Source organism: Streptomyces sp. NPDC001941 (genome assembly GCF_040296945.1).
Lineage (GTDB): Bacteria > Actinomycetota > Actinomycetes > Streptomycetales > Streptomycetaceae > Streptomyces.
Map to the genome: position 1 here is coordinate 1 of NZ_JBEOYE010000141.1, position 17,301 is coordinate 17,301.

Annotated in this window: 27 protein-coding genes; 12 read left to right on the plus strand and 15 right to left on the minus strand. The window is 71.6% G+C overall.

Features of this window, described 5'->3' with window-relative positions; translation table 11 throughout:
* Positions 1-807: 807 nt before the first annotated feature.
* On the plus strand, positions 808-1,395 hold the full coding sequence (locus ABT160_RS43525) for a hypothetical protein (RefSeq protein WP_351654935.1): 588 nt from the start codon (positions 808-810) through the stop codon (positions 1,393-1,395).
* 57 nt (positions 1,396-1,452) lie between these two features.
* On the opposite strand, the gene ABT160_RS43530 is transcribed toward ABT160_RS43525, so the two are convergent.
* The 13 genes from ABT160_RS43530 to ABT160_RS43590 all read right to left on the minus strand — a co-directional run bounded on the left by ABT160_RS43530 (position 1,453) and on the right by ABT160_RS43590 (position 8,844).
* Positions 1,453-2,028: a transcriptional regulator gene (locus ABT160_RS43530; RefSeq protein WP_351654937.1), complete on the minus strand. Its 576-nt coding sequence runs from the start codon at positions 2,026-2,028 to the stop codon at positions 1,453-1,455.
* 89 nt (positions 2,029-2,117) lie between these two features.
* Positions 2,118-4,487 carry a P-loop NTPase family protein gene (locus ABT160_RS43535; RefSeq protein ID WP_351654940.1) on the minus strand — a complete coding sequence of 790 codons (2,370 nt, stop codon included), beginning with the start codon at positions 4,485-4,487 and terminating at the stop codon, positions 2,118-2,120.
* Between the two features lie 259 nt (positions 4,488-4,746).
* A complete protein-coding gene (locus tag ABT160_RS43540) occupies positions 4,747-4,938 on the minus strand; it encodes a hypothetical protein (RefSeq protein WP_351654943.1) in 192 nt (63 codons plus the stop codon).
* Positions 4,935-5,117 (minus strand): hypothetical protein, encoded by a 183-nt coding sequence (locus tag ABT160_RS43545; RefSeq protein ID WP_351654945.1) that lies wholly within the window; start codon positions 5,115-5,117, stop codon positions 4,935-4,937. The genes ABT160_RS43540 and ABT160_RS43545 overlap by 4 nt, the downstream gene beginning before the upstream one ends.
* Positions 5,114-5,476: a hypothetical protein gene (locus tag ABT160_RS43550; RefSeq protein ID WP_351654948.1), complete on the minus strand. Its 363-nt coding sequence runs from the start codon at positions 5,474-5,476 to the stop codon at positions 5,114-5,116. Before ABT160_RS43550 ends, ABT160_RS43545 begins: the two co-directional genes overlap by 4 nt.
* A 114-nt stretch (positions 5,477-5,590) precedes the next feature.
* A complete protein-coding gene (locus tag ABT160_RS43555) occupies positions 5,591-5,845 on the minus strand; it encodes a hypothetical protein (RefSeq protein WP_351654951.1) in 255 nt (84 codons plus the stop codon).
* Positions 5,845-6,123, minus strand: a complete 279-nt coding sequence (locus tag ABT160_RS43560; RefSeq protein ID WP_351654954.1) for a hypothetical protein — start codon at positions 6,121-6,123, stop codon at positions 5,845-5,847. The genes ABT160_RS43555 and ABT160_RS43560 overlap by 1 nt, the downstream gene beginning before the upstream one ends.
* Positions 6,124-6,175: 52 nt before the next feature.
* Entirely contained in the window at positions 6,176-6,397 is a 222-nt protein-coding gene (locus tag ABT160_RS43565) for a hypothetical protein (RefSeq protein ID WP_351654956.1), read from the minus strand.
* 1 nt (position 6,398) lies between these two features.
* The gene (locus ABT160_RS43570; RefSeq protein ID WP_351654959.1) at positions 6,399-6,767 is read right to left on the minus strand and encodes a hypothetical protein; all 369 of its coding nucleotides are present in this window, start codon (positions 6,765-6,767) and stop codon (positions 6,399-6,401) included.
* 4 nt (positions 6,768-6,771) lie between these two features.
* Positions 6,772-7,044 carry a hypothetical protein gene (locus ABT160_RS43575; protein WP_351654962.1) on the minus strand — a complete coding sequence of 91 codons (273 nt, stop codon included), beginning with the start codon at positions 7,042-7,044 and terminating at the stop codon, positions 6,772-6,774.
* Positions 7,041-7,283: a hypothetical protein gene (locus ABT160_RS43580; RefSeq protein ID WP_351654964.1), complete on the minus strand. Its 243-nt coding sequence runs from the start codon at positions 7,281-7,283 to the stop codon at positions 7,041-7,043. The genes ABT160_RS43575 and ABT160_RS43580 overlap by 4 nt, the downstream gene beginning before the upstream one ends.
* The gene (locus ABT160_RS43585) at positions 7,280-8,671 is read right to left on the minus strand and encodes a hypothetical protein (RefSeq protein WP_351654967.1); all 1,392 of its coding nucleotides are present in this window, start codon (positions 8,669-8,671) and stop codon (positions 7,280-7,282) included. Before ABT160_RS43585 ends, ABT160_RS43580 begins: the two co-directional genes overlap by 4 nt.
* A gap of 5 nt (positions 8,672-8,676) precedes the next feature.
* Positions 8,677-8,844 carry a hypothetical protein gene (locus tag ABT160_RS43590; protein ID WP_351654970.1) on the minus strand — a complete coding sequence of 56 codons (168 nt, stop codon included), beginning with the start codon at positions 8,842-8,844 and terminating at the stop codon, positions 8,677-8,679.
* 198 nt (positions 8,845-9,042) lie between these two features.
* Here ABT160_RS43590 and ABT160_RS43595 point away from each other — a divergent pair, with 198 nt between their 5' ends.
* The 4 genes from ABT160_RS43595 to ABT160_RS43610 all read left to right on the plus strand — a co-directional run bounded on the left by ABT160_RS43595 (position 9,043) and on the right by ABT160_RS43610 (position 12,513).
* Entirely contained in the window at positions 9,043-9,789 is a 747-nt protein-coding gene (locus ABT160_RS43595) for a GntR family transcriptional regulator (RefSeq protein ID WP_351654973.1), read from the plus strand.
* Positions 9,790-10,394: 605 nt separating this feature from the next.
* The gene (locus tag ABT160_RS43600) at positions 10,395-11,363 is read left to right on the plus strand and encodes a hypothetical protein (protein WP_351654976.1); all 969 of its coding nucleotides are present in this window, start codon (positions 10,395-10,397) and stop codon (positions 11,361-11,363) included.
* Positions 11,364-12,028: 665 nt separating this feature from the next.
* Positions 12,029-12,220 (plus strand): toxin-antitoxin system HicB family antitoxin, encoded by a 192-nt coding sequence (locus ABT160_RS43605; protein WP_351654979.1) that lies wholly within the window; start codon positions 12,029-12,031, stop codon positions 12,218-12,220.
* Positions 12,217-12,513: a hypothetical protein gene (locus ABT160_RS43610; RefSeq protein ID WP_351654982.1), complete on the plus strand. Its 297-nt coding sequence runs from the start codon at positions 12,217-12,219 to the stop codon at positions 12,511-12,513. The genes ABT160_RS43605 and ABT160_RS43610 overlap by 4 nt, the downstream gene beginning before the upstream one ends.
* Positions 12,514-12,762: 249 nt before the next feature.
* Here the strand turns inward: ABT160_RS43610 and ABT160_RS43615 are convergent, their stop codons facing one another.
* Complete coding sequence (locus tag ABT160_RS43615; RefSeq protein WP_351654984.1) at positions 12,763-12,981, minus strand: hypothetical protein; 219 nt, start codon at positions 12,979-12,981, stop codon at positions 12,763-12,765.
* Between the two features lie 278 nt (positions 12,982-13,259).
* Here ABT160_RS43615 and ABT160_RS43620 point away from each other — a divergent pair, with 278 nt between their 5' ends.
* From ABT160_RS43620 to ABT160_RS43650, 7 genes are all read left to right on the plus strand, one after another.
* Entirely contained in the window at positions 13,260-14,075 is an 816-nt protein-coding gene (locus ABT160_RS43620; RefSeq protein WP_351654986.1) for a ParA family protein, read from the plus strand.
* Entirely contained in the window at positions 14,072-14,344 is a 273-nt protein-coding gene (locus ABT160_RS43625) for a hypothetical protein (protein WP_351654989.1), read from the plus strand. The genes ABT160_RS43620 and ABT160_RS43625 overlap by 4 nt, the downstream gene beginning before the upstream one ends.
* A gap of 173 nt (positions 14,345-14,517) precedes the next feature.
* On the plus strand, positions 14,518-14,925 hold the full coding sequence (locus ABT160_RS43630; protein WP_351654991.1) for a hypothetical protein: 408 nt from the start codon (positions 14,518-14,520) through the stop codon (positions 14,923-14,925).
* A gap of 73 nt (positions 14,926-14,998) precedes the next feature.
* The gene (gene kilB, locus ABT160_RS43635) at positions 14,999-15,466 is read left to right on the plus strand and encodes a plasmid transfer protein KilB (RefSeq protein WP_351654993.1); all 468 of its coding nucleotides are present in this window, start codon (positions 14,999-15,001) and stop codon (positions 15,464-15,466) included.
* Positions 15,467-15,488: 22 nt separating this feature from the next.
* Positions 15,489-15,929: an NUDIX domain-containing protein gene (locus tag ABT160_RS43640; RefSeq protein ID WP_351654996.1), complete on the plus strand. Its 441-nt coding sequence runs from the start codon at positions 15,489-15,491 to the stop codon at positions 15,927-15,929.
* A gap of 41 nt (positions 15,930-15,970) precedes the next feature.
* Complete coding sequence (locus ABT160_RS43645; protein ID WP_351654998.1) at positions 15,971-16,171, plus strand: hypothetical protein; 201 nt, start codon at positions 15,971-15,973, stop codon at positions 16,169-16,171.
* A gap of 10 nt (positions 16,172-16,181) precedes the next feature.
* Positions 16,182-16,364 (plus strand): hypothetical protein, encoded by a 183-nt coding sequence (locus ABT160_RS43650; protein ID WP_351654999.1) that lies wholly within the window; start codon positions 16,182-16,184, stop codon positions 16,362-16,364.
* Positions 16,365-16,536: 172 nt separating this feature from the next.
* On the opposite strand, the gene ABT160_RS43655 is transcribed toward ABT160_RS43650, so the two are convergent.
* A complete protein-coding gene (locus ABT160_RS43655) occupies positions 16,537-16,728 on the minus strand; it encodes a hypothetical protein (protein WP_351655002.1) in 192 nt (63 codons plus the stop codon).
* Positions 16,729-17,301 lie beyond the last annotated feature (573 nt).

Below are 17,301 nucleotides of genomic sequence, written 5' to 3' on the forward strand. Positions count from 1 at the left end.
GATTCCGTGCGATGCGAGCTGGCGGGCCGCCTCGCGCGCGGTCTGCTCCGCAGACACGACGCGCCGCCCCTACGGGGCGGGTCCGGCGCAAGCGCCGGACTGCCAGCCGCTCCGCCGCTGGGCGGTGCAAGGGCGCTGCGCGCCCTTGTCGGGACTTCGTCCCGAGGGGCCGGTCCACTCCGTGGCCCGGCGCTGCGCTGCGCCTTCGGCGCGCTTGCTGCCCTGATCGCTTCGCGATCCGGGCCCAAGATCCGCGCTCCGCGCTGATCTTGATGGCTGGCTACGGGGCGGGGTGGTCCGGGTCGGTCTGTGGCGATCTTGCTCCGGTCGGCGTGCGTCATGACGGCACGGCCGGATAGCTTCTGGCCTCCAGGCGGACCCCCTGGGGTCCTGGCCTGGCCGGGCCGTGGATCAACTGGCCTGGTGTGCAAGGGAGTTGGGGCGGCCCGGTCGTACTGCCCCCTAGCCGTCACGGGCTGGGCACCGGGCCTGACCCGTGCACTCCCTGTCGGCGCGGGCTGGGGCCCAGCGTAGCCGTCGGCGGCCGAAGTGTTGTCCGCGGACAACACTTGGCCCTGGCCTCACGGGTGAGGCTACCCCCCGGGTCTCGTGGCCGGCGGGGGTGGCGTCACCGGTGACGCCACCCCCTGATCGGGTGATGCTGGGCCTCGCGTACGCGCGCGGTCTATACGGGAATGTGCCAACTACCCGTGTTTCAGGGGGTGTTGACAGATTCTTGGTGGTGTGTCAGCTTATCGTCCCATCGGTCGGGGCGCAGCGGGCGGCCCGGGTGGAGTGGAGGTCGAGATGGCGGAGCAGCGGGCGTCGTCGCCGGTGGAGCGGGCGGCGGAGGCGAAGCGGGCGCGGGACCTGGAGGCGGAGGTGGGTGCGCTGGTGGGCGGGCACGGTGCGCTGGTGGGGGCGTCGTGGGCGCCGACGCGGGTGGGTGACCTGGTGTGGGTGACGTGCGAGGCGTCGGGGGATCAGCCGCGGTGGACGGAGACGTACGAGGTGGTGGCGAGCACGGAGCCGGGGCCGGGTGAGCAGTGCGAGTTGCGGCTGGTGGAGCACACGGCGCCGTCGCAAGAGCTGGCCGGCTGGTTCGGTGGGCCCCCCGAGTTCTGGGGCGAGGACGCGATCACGACGGCGTGGATGGAGGCCGGGGCGGACCGGCTGGCGGTGGTCCGTGACGGGGCGGTGGTCTTCCAGGGGCGGCATGCGCTGGCGGGGCCGGAGCGGTCGGAGCCGAGGGTGGCCAATGCGGTCGGCGCGGACGGGGTGTTCGGCGCGGCCGTGGTGGTGGAGCGGCACCTGACCCCGGCGGAGATGGACGGCTTGATGGGCAGGGTGATTGAGCGCGGGGCGGAGATCCGGAGGGAATGGGAGGGCAAATAGCCGGGATATAGGAAAGGGCCGGACCTGGTGAGGTCCGGCCCTTTCTTGTTGCCTTTTTCAGGCCGCGAATCCGACGTTGGTGACGTATTCGTAGCTTCCCCAGTCGGAGCCGAGTTCGACGAGGACCCCGTTTTGCCATGCGTCGCTGAGTGCTTGGGGGTTTTCGGCTTCCCATGCTTCGACGATGGGGCCCCAGTTCCGGACGTTGACGTTTCGGTGGGAAATGGCGCGCTGGAGGGGGCGGGATACCTGGGATTGGTTCATGGGGTGCATTTCGACGCGGGTTCCGCGTCCGCCCTTGTTTAGCCGGGTGGTCAGGGATTTCGCGACGTTGGAGCGGCGTACGCGCTTGTAGGCGCCTTCGAGCTTTTCAATGCTCTTTTTGCTGGGCTTACTTGTTCCGTCGCGCCATTTCTTCATGGTGCGCTCGGAGACGTCGAATCCGGCGGCACGAGCGGCCCCTTTCGCGCGTCCGCTCTTGGTGAGGTAGTTCAGTCGGGCGAGCATTCCGCGTCGTTCTCCGGCGGGAGTCTGGATTCCCCCGGCGAGGTTATCGAGTTGGCGGGCCGCAGCTTCGGAGCCTTTGATACCGCTGGCCCCGTACTTGCCGAAGTCGATGTTCTCCTGTGGCATGTCGTCCTCCCCCTGTCGCGCGTTTTCTGGGTGAATTCTACCGTGTTCCGGGGGCCCTTTTCTGTCGGGCCCCCGGTTGTCACGGTGTTCTAGTCGGTGTTCTCGATATTCCAGTCGGCCGGGACTCCGTAGAACCCGTGCAGCTCTTCGACGGTGTAGGAGGTGACGTTCTTGATGGTCTCTCCGGCGGGGAATTCCTGGCCCTTCTTGAGGGCGTCGCTCTTGGCCTGGCGGGCGGCGCCGTGGGTGCGGTCGATGATGCCGAGGGTGCAGGCCTGGCCCAGGGTGTAGCGCTGGACGACGGGCTCCTCGTCGGCCAGGCGCTCGACCAGCTCGGCCATCTGCTGGGCTGACACGGTGCCTGACACGGGGGCGCCGCTGACACCCTCATGATCCTTTGACCTGCGGCGGGGGGCACCCTTGTTCGTAGATCCCTCCGTGTCAGCGGGGAGCGAGTAGGGGTCGTACTCGCCGCCGGGCAGGAAGCTGGTGACGGCGCCGGCGGAGTCGGCCTTGTCGATGTCGGCCGGGGTGATCCAGGGGGCCATGTCCCCGCGGTCGAACCAGGCCGGTGCCTGCGGGGCGCGGTCGAGATGGTCGTTGATCTCGGCGGGGCTGAGGTAGGCGTACTGGATTTCCTCGACCCTTTCCGGGGTGCCGTCCGGGCGCATCTTCTTGCGCTTGCGGCCCCTGGTGGAGATGACGCCACGGCCCATGATGGTGTCGTCGTAGTGGAGACGCGGAGTGGTGGCCCCGTAGGCGACGTTCCACGACGGTTCGGAGGTATCTCCGACGACCATTTTCGTGCCGACCTGGTCACGTGCCATGGTCGATCCGAATACGTCCAGGGCGTACTGGTGAGTGCCGACGACGACGCGGTGGTCGGAAGAGCGTCCCTGCATGAGGATGATCTGGAACCAGACCAGTACGGGCGGGAATCCGCGCTCCTTGCAGATGAACTTCCACCAGGCCGCGACGAAGTCGCGGAAGGACGGGAGTTCGTCGATGATGAGGAGCCGGGGAATTGGCTTGTCGGTTCCCTGGTAGTCGCGGAATCGGCGCGAGTTGTACTTTTCCGCCGCCATCATCGACGTGAAAAACTCCGCGATTGCCATGACGCATTCATACGTCTCCGTGATGTACCGGACTCCGCTCTTTCCCTGCGCTTCGACCATGGAGTTCTGCTTGGGGTCGATCAGGGTCACGAGCCACCCGTGGATACGGGCGTTCACGAGCGGCATATAGGCGGTCGTGGACTTTCCGGAGCCGGTTTCACCGGAGATACCGATATGCGGGGTCGCGTTCTTCGTCATGACGTAGGCGGGGCCGTCGTGGGTCTCGCCGAAGTGGATGCGGTAGGGGTCGTCAGTGGGCTCCCACTTGACGTATTCGGGCAGCGGCTCCGGCACGATCGGTGCGGGCTTGGGCGTGAATTCGGCGTAGGGCCTGCGGCCCTTCTGGTGGTAGGCGGCGACCCACTGGCCGGGCAGGCGGGAGTCGATCAGGAGGGCCAGGATCGCGCGCTCGCCCTCGGCGCCGAGCCAGTACAGAGGCAGCCGGATGGTGATCTTCGCGTCGGACGCCTTGACGTCCTTGGCCACCTTCAGCCAGTGGTCGGCGCCGCGCTCCTGGTCCTCCTCGGACAGGCGCAGCACCTGCACGAGTCCGGCCCAGATGCCGGGGCCGTAGATCTCGTCATCGGCGGCGCGGTAGCCGCCGGTGGAGGCGATCAGGAGCGTGACGGGGACGGCGGCGATCAGGGCGACGATCGTCCAGCCCGGGGACAGGGCCCAGCCCACGAGGGCCGCCAGAGGCGCTGTGCGGGCCGCTGCGCGCGCTGCGTACCGCCAGCGGCGCCAGGCGCCCAGGCCGCGCCACACGGTCCGCAGAGCGGCGTACAGGGCCGCTCCGGCGCGTCCGGCGTAGGTGGCGCCGGTGACGGCCCACTGGGCCCAGTCCGGGGCGGCCATGGCCCAGCGCTTGCGCAGGGCGGGCCAGTCGATGGGGGTGTAGGCCGGGGCCGCGACGGCGACGGACCCGAGCTCGGCGACGTCCAGGCGGTCGAGGTCGACCGTGCCGGGCCGCCAGAACGTGGCGTTCGTGCGTGCCTCGCCGCGCAGTTCGCGGCCGGAGAGGTAGCGGCCGGCGAACCGGGCCAGGCCGATGGTGGCGCCAGCGAGGCCTGCGCCGATGGCCTGGCGGATGCCCGCCCAGCCGGGCTCCTCGTCCACGCCCTGGTCGCCCAGGCGGCGCTGGCCGATGCCGTACAGCGCCCCGATGGCGAGGACGGCGACGACGAGTACGCCGCGCCATCCGAGGGTGTGAGCGGTCCACTGGAGGGCCTCCAGGGGCACGCGGATCACGCCGGGCAGGGAGTCGATGGACTGCTGGGTGGTCGGGGCGGTGGATGTCGGGGTGGGGGCGGGGGTTGCGAGTGCGGGGTGGTGGGTCATGCTCACGTGCGGGGTCTCCCGATGTGTGCGTGAGGGGCCCTGGCCCCGCCCGGCAGGGTGTCTCTGGCCGGAGACCTGCCGGGCGGGTGCTCGTGCTCCTCTGTGGACCTTGCTTGCAATCGTGACTCTCAGGACTGACAACGGCCGCCGGATTTCCGGCGGTTGCTGGTCTGGCCTGCTCTCCTACGGTGAAGGCCCCTGCCTGTGGACAGAATTCGCGCCTTCACCTTCAGAAGGGGAGTCGCGAACGCCGGAATGTGACAGGTCAGGCCGGGCGAATTTCGTGGGCGTGGACGAGGACGGGGGCGATCAGGGGGCTGATCCCGGCGACGGTCCACCGCCCGCCGGTGAGCGGGCCGGGCTCGACCTCGTCCAGGACGCGGCCGGTGCGGCCGACGGCACGGGGGTCATCAGCGCAGGCCACGATGCGTACGCGCTGTCCGGCGTGGAAGGTCACGGCGTCCTCCTGGTGGTCGTGCTTGCGGGGTCGTCGGCGAGGATGCCGCCGGTTGCGGACACCTGCGGATTCCGCCCGTCCGGCTCTCCCCAGAGCGGGGCCTGGCCCTCGATGTCGGGGGCGGCCGGGGCGGCGAGGACGGCGGCCGGGGTCAGGGGCCGGGGCTGGCGGGGTGTCATCGGGCGTCCCGGGCGCGGCCGTCGACGTCGTGCTCCTGGCCGTCGTCGTCGGCGTCGGTCTCCCATCCGGCCCAGTCCGCGATCCGGTCGGCGCGCTCCAGGGCGGCGTCGTACAGCGAGCGGCGGCCGGTGGTGGTGCGCAGGACCGGGGCGGAGTGGACGCGGAGCACGGTGACGATCCCGGCGGCGAGGGTGAGCAGCGCGGTCGTCGGGCGGGTGAGGTGGGCGGCGTCGGCGAGGAGCTGGGTGGCGCCCATCGCGGCGATTCCGGCCAGGAGCGGGCTCCAGAGGAGGAGCTGGATGGCGGGCCAGGCGGCCAGCGAGCGCGGTAACGACGGGGCGTTGGGCAGGGTGTTCACGGTTCCTCCAGGGGTCTGTGGGGTGGTGCTCGGTGCGGGTCGTGGTGGCCGGCGCGAGGGGCTGGCCCCGGGCCGGGACGCGTCGGGCGTCCCGGGCGGGGCCAGCCGCCTGCGTTACTTGCGGCCGTTCTTGCGGCTCTTGCTGCGGTCCTGGCGGGCGATCTCGCGTTCCAGGCGCTCCTGGGCGCGCTGGGTCTCCAGGGCCTTCCTGGCGGCGGCCTGGAGGGCCTCGCGCTCCTGGGCGCGGGCCTGCATCCGCTCGATGCGCCCCGCGGCGTGCTTGGAGCCCATGACCATGCCGATGACGTGGACGGCGCCGGACGCGATCTCGCGGGCGGTGTAGCGCTCGGGTTCGTGGGAGTGGCCCATCAGTGCTCTCCGGTGGGTGCGGGGGCCGTACGGCCCGAGGTCGAGGTCGAGGTGTCGATGCGCTGGAGGTAGACCGTGGGGCGCAGGATCATCAGCAGCCCGGTGACGGGCCGCTCGCGCAGCTCGGGCGCGAGCTCCTGCAGGAGTCGGTCGGCGAGCTCCGGCGCGGTGAGCGCCTGGTCCAGGTCGGTGGTGGCGTGGGCGTCGATGTCGATGCGCGGGGCCAGGGCCCGCCCAGCCCGGCCGTGGAGGCCGGGGCGTGGGCGGACAGCAGCCACTGCACCGGGCCGGGCCCGAACAGGCGGGGCTGGTCCGTGCCGTTGGCGTCGGTCATCGGCGGCCGTTCCCGCGGCGCGGGTAGTCGTGGCCGGCGGGCGGGTACGGCTCGCGCGGGTCCGGCGCGGAGGCGAACAGCGCGATCTCCTCGAACGCGGTCAGCTCCTGGTCGCCGCACGGGTCGCCGGTCCGGGCCGCGTACGCCGCCTCCACCCCGTCCAGCAGGCGGCCGGTGCGGGCGTCGTCGTGGGCCTTGTTCTCGCGTCGCCAGCCCATGTCACACCCACCCGACGGTCTCGTCGGAGAGCGGGCCGCCGCGCTCGCCGGAGCGGTCGACCAGCAACAGCTCGCTCTCGCCGTCGTCGTCGTGACGGTGGCGGGCGGCGCGGTCCTGGGCCCGGGCCGCGTCCCGGGCGGCCTCACGGGCGTCGCGGGCGTCCTCGCGCTGGATACGGTCGGCGGCCTGCGCGAGCCGCGTGTACCCGGCCGCGAGCTCCATCAGCGTCTGCACGCGCGCCCGGGTCTCAGGGCGGCCGGGCGACATGTGGTGCGTGCTGGTGCGGGCGTCGTCCAGGAGCCGGGCGGCCAGCGCCAGGCACTCGGCGGGGGTCGGCATCGCGGGGGTCGGCGTCTCGTGCTCGGACATAGGGTCAGCCCTCCTGGCGGGTGCGGTCAGCGGTGGTCTGGCGGTGGTGCTCGCGCTCCGCGAGGGGCTGCGCGACGGCGAGGATCACGAGGAACGTGAGGAGCGCGGCGAGCTCCTGGGGGACGCCGACGGCGACCAGGCCGCCGCCGACGGCCCACATGGTCGGCACGGTGACCGAGAGCATCCGCACGGCCAGCGGCAGCCGGAGCCAGGCGGAGTTGGTGACACGGGCGGTGGTGCGGGCCGCACGGGCGGCGGTACGGGTCGTGGTGCTCATCGCGCGTCTCCCCTCTGGGGCGTCGGGTAGGTGTGGCCGGTGGGCGGGTAGCGGTGGCACCCGCACTGGTCGGTCATCAGGCCCTCGTGCACGACCTCGATGAACCGGTGCAGCTCGGCGGCCGGGCGCTCGCGCCGGGTCTCAACCAGGGCCACCAGATCGTCCAGACCGGACAGCAGCCGGTCGGTGGTCTCCAGGTCCGCGAACGCGGCGGCACGCGGGTCGGGGATGGGAGTCACGACCGGCCCTCCCCCGCCTGCGTCGCCTCGCGGGCGCGTTGGTTGAGGCGGCGGACCTCGCGCTTGACGTCCGTCACCGTGACCTCGCGGCCCAGCGAGCGGGACAGCCGGGCGGCGAGCACCGCCGGGTCCTCGATCCCGGCGGCGCGCAGCTCGCGCAGCCCGGCCGCCATCGAGGCGGGCGCCGCCGCCGGGTCCGGCGCCGCCGGGAGGGCCGACGGCTCCGTCTCGCGGGCACCGGTGGTGGTGTCCGGGGTGCTCACCTGCGGCGGCGTGGCGGTGACGCGGGCGGACACACGCGGAGCGCGGGCGTCAGCAGCGTGCGTGCGGGCAGCGTCGGCCGGGACGGGCGCGGTGTCGGCCAGCCACCGCGCCAACGGCGACACCGGCTCCGGGGCGGGCGCGGGGACGGGGACCAGTCCGGCCGCGTACGCCGGGTCGAACGCGCCCTCGTACACGGGCGAGGCGGGCGCGGGCTCGATGACGTCCAGGACGTCGCCCTCGTCGTCGCCCAGCCACTCCGCGATCGCGTCCGCCAGCGCCGCCCGCGCCCGGTCCCGGTCCGCCTGCGCCACGCCCGGAGTCCGGCTGATCGCGATGTCCCGGAGCACGGCCGTACGCATGCGCTCCTGCGCGTCCTGCTCCGCCGACACCGCCACCACGGCCGGAGCCGGGACGGGCGCGGCGGTGGCCGGCGGGTGCTCCGCGACCGCGTACGCCAACTCGACCTGACCGACGTCGGCGACGTCGGCGCCCAGGATCTGGCGCCGCTCGTGCTCGATCGCCAGGAGCTCCACCGTCGCGCGGGCCTCGATCCGCTGCGCCTGGCGCCGGGCGCTCGCGACCGCAGCCTTGGCGTTCGCCGCGCTGATCTCGGCAGCCACCCACTGCGCGTCAGCCGAGGACAAGTCCCGGTCGACGTACCGGAAGACGGCGACCCACAGGATCTTCGCGATCAGCGAGACGGCCGCGCCGATCACGGCCATCGCCCAGGAGTCCAGCAGCATCCCGTGCCAGAACAGCGCCCCCATCGTGATCACGAGGAGGAACCGGCCGATCTGGTCGGCCTGCTTCTTCTTCGCCGGGTTCCACCGGCCCAGCCACGACAGGATCAGGCACGTGATCCACGCGACGTCGAACACGCCCGCCGGGATGTACCCGACCGCACCGGCCCCGGCGTGCTCGAAGATCGAGCCAATCGACCACGTCGACCACACCACCGTCGCCACCGTCAGCGCCACCACCACCGACACCGCGCCGGACAGCAGCCGCGCGTCCCAGTCCACCGGCACACGCGGCACCCGCCGCGTCACCGTGCCGTCGACCTGGTGGACCTTGCCATCCCGCTCGTGCGGGACCTTCACCGTCTCCCGGACGGTCGTGAACAACGCCTTCACCGCACACCACCCGTGGTGCGCGCCGCCAGCGCGGAAGCAACCTCCGCCGCCCGCTGCCGGGTCTCCTCCAGCCGCGCCGCCGCCTCACGGGCAGCCGCTGCGGCCGACTCGTTCTCATTCCTGGCCAGCGCGAACGCGCGCTCAGCCTCGGTACGATCCGACATACGGATCGCTCCCTTCTGCTCAGATCAGTTGGGTCGGTTCCAGGCGCTGCCCGGTGGTGATGCACCGGGCAGCGCCGCACTCCGATCGTTCTAGAACACGTGACGCGTGTCAAGCAGTATCACGCTAGAACACTCAGGGATCACCCGCTAGCATGGCCTGGTAGTGGTCTAGAACGCTTACGAGAGAGAGGAGCGGCCATGACGCCGCGAATCGAGCGGACCCCGCCATACATGCAGGTCGTTGAGCACTTCAGGAAGCAGATCCTGGAGGGCACTCTGGCGCCGGGGGAGCGAATCCCTGCCGTTCGCCAGATCGCCGAAGACTGGGATCTGGCCCATGCCACTGCGGCTAAGGTCCTGTCCACCCTGCGTGGGCAGGGGCTAGTGGAGACACTGCCCGGTATCGGGACCATCGTCCAAGGCCGGGTCCACCGAGGAGCTACCGACCGCGCGATCCGCGCGATCACGACCGGCAAGATCTACCCGCCCGGGGAGCACGCGGTCATCACAGGTGCCAGGTTCGCGCCCGCACCTGCTGAAGTCGCAGAGCTCCTGGGCATCGGAGAGGGCGACAGCGCCATCCGCCGTGAGCGCGTCACTCACAACGCTTCGGGCCCGATCTCGGCATCCGTGAGTTGGTTCGATGCCGCCCTCGGCGATGTCGTACCTGAGTTGCTTGAGCCCGCGCGCATTCTCGGAGGAACAGCGCAGGCGATCACGACGGCCACCGGTCGGCAGGTTCGCACCATCGAGGAACGCACGGCCGCGGACGGCGCGACTCCTGAACAGGCTGGCGTACTGGGTGTGGAAGTCGGGAGTCCAGTCTTCCTGGGCGTCAACGTCTACCGAGACGCGGACGGCGACCCCATCGAAGTGGGCCAGTCCGTGGCCGGCCCCCGCCGCTGGGTCACCCACACAACCGACGTCCCAAGCGACGACGTCTGACCTCGCCGTTCAACACCGTTCGTGACGTGACTGGGTGAGCGACCGTTGGATCGCCAGGCGACGAAACGGCGGGTGTCCGCTTTGGATGCGAGGTTCTGGGGGTCCGGGTGTCACATCCGCCCGGATCCGTCTCCCCTTTCCTGGGTGGGCGGTTTCGCGAGCGAGGGGAGACGACCGTGCACCTCCCGGAGCACCCTCCGGTGCAACTGATGGCGACGCCGGGCCATCTGATGAGCCGCCATGTTTGTCGGGCGGACGGCGTACCCTGTGATCCAAGCAACGACAAAGCCCCGCTGTTCCTGGAGGTGGCACGCAGTTCCCGCTGCGGGCCCAGGATCATCACGGGGCTGAGTCAGACCAATAACCAGAGGTCATCACGCGCCTTGCCGGGCGCAGACCACCACACGAGGGCTTTCAAGATCTTGGGGTGGGCGCCCCTTGATCGTGTAGGTCCCAAGCACGATGGCTTGCTGCCGAGTGTAAGGCGTGGCGACGGAGAAATCTCCCCCACCCTGGCTCGGCGGCTGGCCGGGAAGGCCGTTTGAGTGTCGCGTCATAAGTCGACGTCGCCGCGTGACTGCGGGTCGTGCGTCAAGGTCCACGCGGTGCTGCGCCGCGCGAAGGGGCCGCTGACCGGTGCGGCTCTGGCCGCGACAGTGGGCATCGCCCGCCAGAACGTGCTGGTGCATGTCCGGCACATGGTCGAGTGCGGGTGGCTGGAGGCGGACGGGCGTACCCCGATCGAGCCCCTGCCCGCTGCTCCTGATGTTGTCCAGGCCGCGCGGCGGGCGACGCCGTTGCGGTGGGCGTCGGACCTGTCGCTGACGTGCCGTACGTGCGGGCGGCTGATGCTGATCCTGGCGACGCAGGCCCGTGACGAGTGGTCGGTGCAGCGCACGATGGAGGAGCTGGCGACCGCGCTGGGCCGCTCGGAGCGGATCACGCGTGAGCACGTCGCCGCGCTGACCGGTCGGCGTCCGCACGCCGCGCACCCGATGCTGGGGCCGCTGCTGCGTACGGAGCGGGTCCCGGAGTCGCAGGGGCGCGGTGGGCTGCGGTTCGTGTTCCTGGGCGGGCTGACCCGGCCGGGGTCGGTGGCTGCGGACTACTCGCTGGAGGAGTACGCGGAGCTGCGTCGTACGGCGCTGGGTGTGCTGGCGCAGGCGCCGTTGATCACGTCGGGGATGAACGCGGATGAGCGGCGGAGCGCGGCGGAGTTGCTGCTGATCCCGCGTCTGCACGTGGGGTATCCGCCTGCGGTGCTGGCGGAGGGGATCAGGCGGGCGGGCGATCACGAGGGCACGGTGACGGGGCATGCGTACGGGCTGATCCGGTGGCGTCTGGACCAGGTGGCTCCGGCGTCGGGGTACACGCCGACCGCGCAGTCGGTCCAGGCCCCGGAGCGGGTGCTGCACGAGTGCGCGGACTGCGGCAACCCGTTCCGGGCGCTGCCGGACGTGGCCCACTGCCCGGGCTGCACGCGGCGGCGGGCGGCCGGGATCTCGCTGGACGTCGCCCTGGACGCGGAGGCGCTGGAGTACCAGGCGATGCGGGTGCCGGTGCCCCGGCTGTGACGGCCGCGCGGGCCTGGGTGATTGGCGGCCAATCACCCAGGCCCGCGAACACCCCCTCGGGGGCCCGTTTCCGCGGTTTTTCTCCCTCGCCGCCGGTTCTGGTGTCTGTGCTGGTCAGCACCGACATGGGGACCGACCAGCCCACCGGCATGGCACCGACCAGGACCGGCATGGGCGGGCCGCTGTGTCGGTGGCTGGTCGGTGCGTTGGTCGGTGCCCGTGTCGGTGCTGCGGGCGCGGGCGCCGCGCTGCGGCGGGCGCGTGCCGGGGGTGAGTGTCCGCCGGGGCGACACCTCTCCTCCGGCTATCGCGGAGAAAGAGGTGTCGTCGCGATGGGAGGGCTTGCCCACTAGGTCTGACCTGGGACGATGCTCAAGATCAAGAAAGTGGGGTTCCCACTCCCGGTCACACCTCCGGTGCAACCCCTAGAGCAACCGTATAAGCAACTCTCCAGCCCCCCTCCGGTGCAACCCGCGCCGGGGCACGGAGCACCGGCCCGCCCCGTCCCAGAGCCCGGTGGGCAAGCCCGCACGGAGAGGCTTGCCCACTTCCCCTCGCAGGGCTTGCCCACCGCGCTCTGCGGCTTGCCCACCCCGCTCCGGGTGATTGCCGCGCAATCACCCCGCGCTCTTATGCCACCGGATTGTGGTGGCTAGCCTGGTGGCATGGCTGTGATGACTCTGCGCATCCCCGATGACCTTGACCCGGCGATCCGTGCGGGCGCCGCGGCGGCCGGGCTGTCCCTGAACGCCTACATCGTGTTGGCCGCGCGCCGCCAGGCGGTGCTCGATGCCGCGCGCCAGCTGGCCGCGCTCGGACTGGGCGAGGACCTGGCGGGCGAGGGCGACGCCCTGTGAGGCGAGGAGAGATCTGGTCGCTGGCCGACGGGCGCGACGTCCTGGTGGTGAGCCTGGACGGCCTGGAGGACGCGTACGGCGCGGTCCTCGCGATCGTGCTGCACCCGCCGGGCCGCTACCCCGACACCGCCATGTCCGTCGTGATCGGCGACCCGCACCCCTCGACCGCCGTCGCCGTGAACGTGCAGCAACTCGCGGTGAAGCGCTTCGCGGGCGCGGTCCTGGCGGGCGCGGTACCGGCGGAGACGATGACGCGGGTCGACCAGGCGCTGCGCGCCGTCCTAGACCTGTAGGCCGGGGCGGGCGCGGCGCTGGCCGGCAGGGCCGGGTCGTTCTTGTGGGTGATGGCGTTCATGGAGGCGCGGTGAGACGTTCGGCAGAAAGCGTTGATGGGGCCCGGTCGCGTAGCGCGGCCGGGCCGCGCGTGTCTCACATGTGAGACACGCACCGGAGCGGCGGCGCCCCGGTCCCCTGGCGGGGCCGGGGCGTTGTGCTGTCTCCGGGGCTTCTACCAGGGGGAATCTGACTAGCTGGCTAGCTGGCTAGTCGGGTGTGCGGCGGAGCTCTTCGCAGAGCGCCGCCGCGATGACCGGGTTGGCGTCGGTGAGGCGGAGCAGCGCGCGGAAGAGCGCGGACTTGTCGATGCGGTGGCCGGTGCGGCGCCGCATGTCGAGCACGAGCGCGTCCAGGGCGAGGGCCTGGTCCTGGTCGAGGCGCAGCGTGTACGCGGTCATCGGGGCGGTGTCGTCCTGGGTGGGCACGAGCCGAGCATGGTCAGCGGGCTTCCGGGCTGTCATCACTCGCCCGGGTGGCGCGGGTGGCGTCTTGGGGGCGCGGGGAGGTGGCGGCGCGCCGGGTTACCGGTTACCGGTTACAGCCCGCGTGCGGGTCTCTCTGTGCTGGTCAGGGCGGTGCGGGGGCCGTTCTGGTGGGGGCTGTAACCGGTAACCGGTAACCGGGCGGGGGTGACTAGCTGGCTAGCTGGCTAGCTGGCTAGCTGTACCGTCGTGCTGGCCGGTGACGAGAGAGCGGAGTACGGATGTCGAAGGCAGGACGGGCGCGGCGGGTCGCGTTCCTGAACCACAAGGGCGGGGTCGCGAAGACCGACACCGTGGTGCGGCTGGCGGAGGGCCTGGCCAAGGCGGGCAAGCGGGTCTTGGTGGTGGACATGGACCCGCAGGCGAACGCCAGCGAGGTGTTCGGGTGGGTGGAGCAGGACCACGAGACCCGGCCGACGATCAGCCAGGCGATCCAGGCCGACCGTGAGGGGGCGGCGCGTGCGGTGATCCAGCCGACGGCCTGGACGGAGGCGTTCGCGGAGCGGATCCGGCTGGCGCCGGCCGTGCTGTCGCTGGAGAACCGGATGGCGGAGGCCGGGGCGAAGGCGAGCTCGGTGCGGCGGCTGTGGCGGGCACTGGACGGCGCGGACGACGATTTCGACTACACGCTGATCGACTGCCCGCCCAGTCTGTTCCACCTGACCCAGCTCGGGCTGGCGGCGGCCGACGACGCGGTCATCGTCACGACCGCCGTGCACAACGCCGTACGCGGCTCGAAGAACGCCGCGAAGTTGGTGCGCGAGGAAGGCGCGAACCTGTACAACCCGGAGCTCGCGCTGCGCGGGGTGATCGTGGCCAAGCACCGTCAGCGCGGCGACCACGCCGAACAGCTCGCCCGGCTGCGCGAGCTGTACGGCGACCTGGTGTGGTCGCCGATCGTCCCGGACCTCTCCGACATCGAGGCGGCCGACACCCACGCCGTGCCGCTCAACTACATCGTGGGCAAGCAGGCCACCCGCATCCGCGGCACGTTCGAGCTCCTGACGGAGACGTTCCTGAAGGAGATCCCCGCATGAGCCCGATCAAGAAGCCCGATCAGCCGCAGCCACAGCCACAGCCGGAGGCGGCGCTGCCCCCGGCGGAGCACGGACTCGCGGTCGGCGCGGCCGTGGGCGCCACCGCCCGCAAGAGCACCACGCAGCGGCGGCGGCCGTCGTTCGGCTCGTACATGGACCGCGATCTCCAGCGGGCGTTCAAGGCCGCGTGCGTGCTGTCCGGGGTCGAGATGCAGGACGCCCTGGACCAGGCCGTGCGCGACTGGCTGACGAAGCAGGCGGCTAGCTGACTAGCCAGCTAGCCAGCTAGCCGAGCGCGCGGCGCTCTGACCTGCGGAAAGACCGATCGTCGTGCGCATTGCGCACGGCGGTTGTTTTTTACGCACACCCTCTTGTGTTCAAAGCGCACAGCTCGCTACTCTCTTCTTGTGCGTAAAACGCACACCGACCGGAAGGACCTCCCATGCCCGTAGGCGTCACCCGCACCGACGACCACACCGCACAGATCACCTGGAACCCGACCGCCGACGACCCCAGCGGCCAGATCGCCCACGCCATCGAGTCCGGCCGCCTCGCCGCCGCCCTCGCCGCCCTCGGCGCCCGCACCGTGGAAGACCTCGCCGGAGGCGACACCAGCAGCGACGCCTTCCGCGCCATCCTCACCGGCGCCTCCTCCCTCCAGGCCGACCTGGAGCGCCGCATCCGCACCCTCGTCGTCGTCATGCGCAACCAGGGCGCGACCTGGGCCCAGCTCGCGACCCTCCTCTACGGCGACGCCGACAAGCGCTCCAGCGCCCGCGCCGCCTACAACTCCGGGCTCCGCCAGCTCGGCATCAACGAGGGCCAGGCCGACGCGGACGACGACCAGTGAGCCCCGCACCGCGCCCGCCTGACCTCACCGGCGCCCCGCTCCGAACCCGAACCCGACTGGGGGATCTGACCCGATGCTCGCCACCGTCTTAGCCATCCTCGGAACCCTCGCCGGAGCCGCCCTCTCCGGCGCGTTCCAGCACGCCGCCGCCGCGCGCACCGAACGGACCGCACGCCGCGACCAGACCCGCGCCGCCCAACTCGAAGCGGTAACCGCCCTCGCCGTCGCCGTCAGCGACCACCGCGCCGCGATGTGGACCCGCGCCGATGCCGCCCTCAAAGGCGAGCCGGCCGACCGCATCCGCGAGCTGCGCCTCCACAGTCACGCCACCCGCTCCGCGGTGACCCGCCCCCACGTCGGCCTGCGCCTGCACGTGACCGACCCCGCCGTACGCCAGGCCGCCGACGACATGGTGAACGCCACCTACGCCATGCGCGACGCCACCACCAGCGCCCCCGCACTCGACACCGCCCGCGCCGCGGCCCTCGCCGCGCACGACCGGTTCGTCGACGTCGCCGCCCGCTACCTCCAGGCCGCCTGACCACGCGAAGGGACCCAACCACATGAGCGAGCACGAGACCCCCGAGACCATCCGCTACACCGCCGACGTCATCTGCGTCCGGGGCGACGAGGTGCTGACCATCGTCCGCCGCTGGGACCCGTACGAGGGGCAGCGCGCGCTGCCCGGCGGACACGTGGACATCGGCGAGACCTCCAGGGCCGCCGCCGCCCGCGAGCTCCTCGAAGAGACCGGCGTCCGCGTCGTCGACGAGGACCTGGTCCTCGTCGGCCTCTACGACGACCCCGGCCGCGACCCCCGCGGCCGCTACGTCACCGCCGCCTACCTCGCCCACGTCCCCGCCGACACCCAGGCCATCGCCTCCGACGACGCATCCGCCGTGGAATGGGTACCGCTCGCAGAGCCCGGGCCGCTCGCGTTCGACCACGCGACGATCGTCCGCGACGCCTGGCTCCACACCGGGCGCCAGCCCATCACCCGCTGAAGAGCACCCCGGACACCCACATCCACACGAAGGGACCGCACATGAGCACTCAGCAGTACGACGCCGAGATCCACGTCCGCACCCGGGACGGGCGGCTGGTCACCGTCTACCACGACACCGTCGGCCCGGCCGGGATGAGCGCCGCCCAGGTCCGCGCCGACGCCGAGCGGGCCGCCCTGGCCCAGGTCCCCGGCGGCCGGGTCGAGGGATCCCGCGTCACCACCGACGGCAAGCGGCGCTGAAGAGCACACGGTGGACACCCACACGCCCGCGGAACGCGCCGCCCGCCAGGACCGCGCCCAGCACCTCGCCGGCCAAGTCGTCGCCGCACTTGCCGAACTTGACGCCCTTGGCCTCGCCCCGGTCGGCCAACTCACCGTGCCCGACGTCGGCCTGATCCGGCGTCGCGGCGACGACTGGGAGATCACCCCCTAGCCGCGCAACCCCCGCGACCACAGCGCCCCCAGAGCCCCTGTACGGCTCTGGGGGCGCTCCCGTACCAGGAGCGCCCCCAGAGCCTGCTAGCCCGTCAGAACGCCGTACGCGGCCGCACAGTGACGGACCGGCAGGTACGATCCTGAACAGCCGGGCCCGCTAGGGACACCGACTAGGCACCACCCCCCGAGACCACGTCCGTGATCGTGTCCGCGATGCTGCGGGCCACGCCCGCCGCCACGCCGCTGATCGTCGCCAGCGCACCACGTCGGGCGAAGCTCGCCGGGTCCACCGCGGCCGGCGCCGCCCCGACCATCGGGGCCTGGCCCTCGCGTTGCCGACGGCGCTTGCTCTTCCTGCTCAACTGTCCTCCCGGATCGATGCGTTGATGGCGGACCGACCCTGAAGGACCGGCGGGCAAGCCGCGCAACCCCTCACCTCCGCCACACCCCTTCAGCGCCCTCGTGGCCAGTTCGACAGGAAGCCGGTGCGAACCGGCGCTGCACGGTGCGACCGGCAGGTGAGGAACCGGCGACGGCACCAGCGTGGACCCGGATTATTGCGACGCAATAATCCGAGACCGCACCAGAACGGGACAGATTGGGTGTCACGCAGAACAGCCGGGCTGCATTACAGGGCCTGACCTGCGGAAACGCGATTCTGTCCCCAGGGAGACCCGCGAGTTGTCCACAGAAGAGCCAGGCATCCGGAGCGCCAGCCAGCCGCCCGTCATGATCGCTGACCAGCGACGACGCCAGTTATCCACAGAGAGGTGTCATGCAAAACAGCCGGTCCCCTAGGAACTACTAGCGGCCCGGTCGTTTCGACCCCGGAGGGGTCGGGGCGATCATCGCGGAGCGATGATCCGCCCGGAGCGCTCCGCGCTCCGACCGACGCGTAGCGTCGGCGCGTCGTCTTCGCGGAGCGAAGCGCGCGC

Bases quoted from the DNA above. Each gene is read 5' to 3' on its own strand.
- ABT160_RS43525 (WP_351654935.1), top strand. From the start codon at position 808: ATGGCGGAGCAGCGGGCGTCGTCGCCGGTGGAGCGGGCGGCGGAGGCG.
- ABT160_RS43530 (WP_351654937.1), bottom strand. From the start codon at position 2,028: ATGCCACAGGAGAACATCGACTTCGGCAAGTACGGGGCCAGCGGTATC.
- ABT160_RS43545 (WP_351654945.1), bottom strand. From the start codon at position 5,117: ATGACACCCCGCCAGCCCCGGCCCCTGACCCCGGCCGCCGTCCTCGCC.
- ABT160_RS43555 (WP_351654951.1), bottom strand. From the start codon at position 5,845: ATGGGCCACTCCCACGAACCCGAGCGCTACACCGCCCGCGAGATCGCG.
- ABT160_RS43565 (WP_351654956.1), bottom strand. From the start codon at position 6,397: ATGGGCTGGCGACGCGAGAACAAGGCCCACGACGACGCCCGCACCGGC.
- ABT160_RS43570 (WP_351654959.1), bottom strand. From the start codon at position 6,767: ATGTCCGAGCACGAGACGCCGACCCCCGCGATGCCGACCCCCGCCGAG.
- ABT160_RS43575 (WP_351654962.1), bottom strand. From the start codon at position 7,044: ATGAGCACCACGACCCGTACCGCCGCCCGTGCGGCCCGCACCACCGCC.
- ABT160_RS43590 (WP_351654970.1), bottom strand. From the start codon at position 8,844: ATGTCGGATCGTACCGAGGCTGAGCGCGCGTTCGCGCTGGCCAGGAAT.
- ABT160_RS43595 (WP_351654973.1), top strand. From the start codon at position 9,043: ATGACGCCGCGAATCGAGCGGACCCCGCCATACATGCAGGTCGTTGAG.
- ABT160_RS43605 (WP_351654979.1), top strand. From the start codon at position 12,029: ATGGCTGTGATGACTCTGCGCATCCCCGATGACCTTGACCCGGCGATC.
- ABT160_RS43620 (WP_351654986.1), top strand. From the start codon at position 13,260: ATGTCGAAGGCAGGACGGGCGCGGCGGGTCGCGTTCCTGAACCACAAG.
- ABT160_RS43625 (WP_351654989.1), top strand. From the start codon at position 14,072: ATGAGCCCGATCAAGAAGCCCGATCAGCCGCAGCCACAGCCACAGCCG.
- ABT160_RS43630 (WP_351654991.1), top strand. From the start codon at position 14,518: ATGCCCGTAGGCGTCACCCGCACCGACGACCACACCGCACAGATCACC.
- kilB (WP_351654993.1), top strand. From the start codon at position 14,999: ATGCTCGCCACCGTCTTAGCCATCCTCGGAACCCTCGCCGGAGCCGCC.
- ABT160_RS43640 (WP_351654996.1), top strand. From the start codon at position 15,489: ATGAGCGAGCACGAGACCCCCGAGACCATCCGCTACACCGCCGACGTC.
- ABT160_RS43645 (WP_351654998.1), top strand. From the start codon at position 15,971: ATGAGCACTCAGCAGTACGACGCCGAGATCCACGTCCGCACCCGGGAC.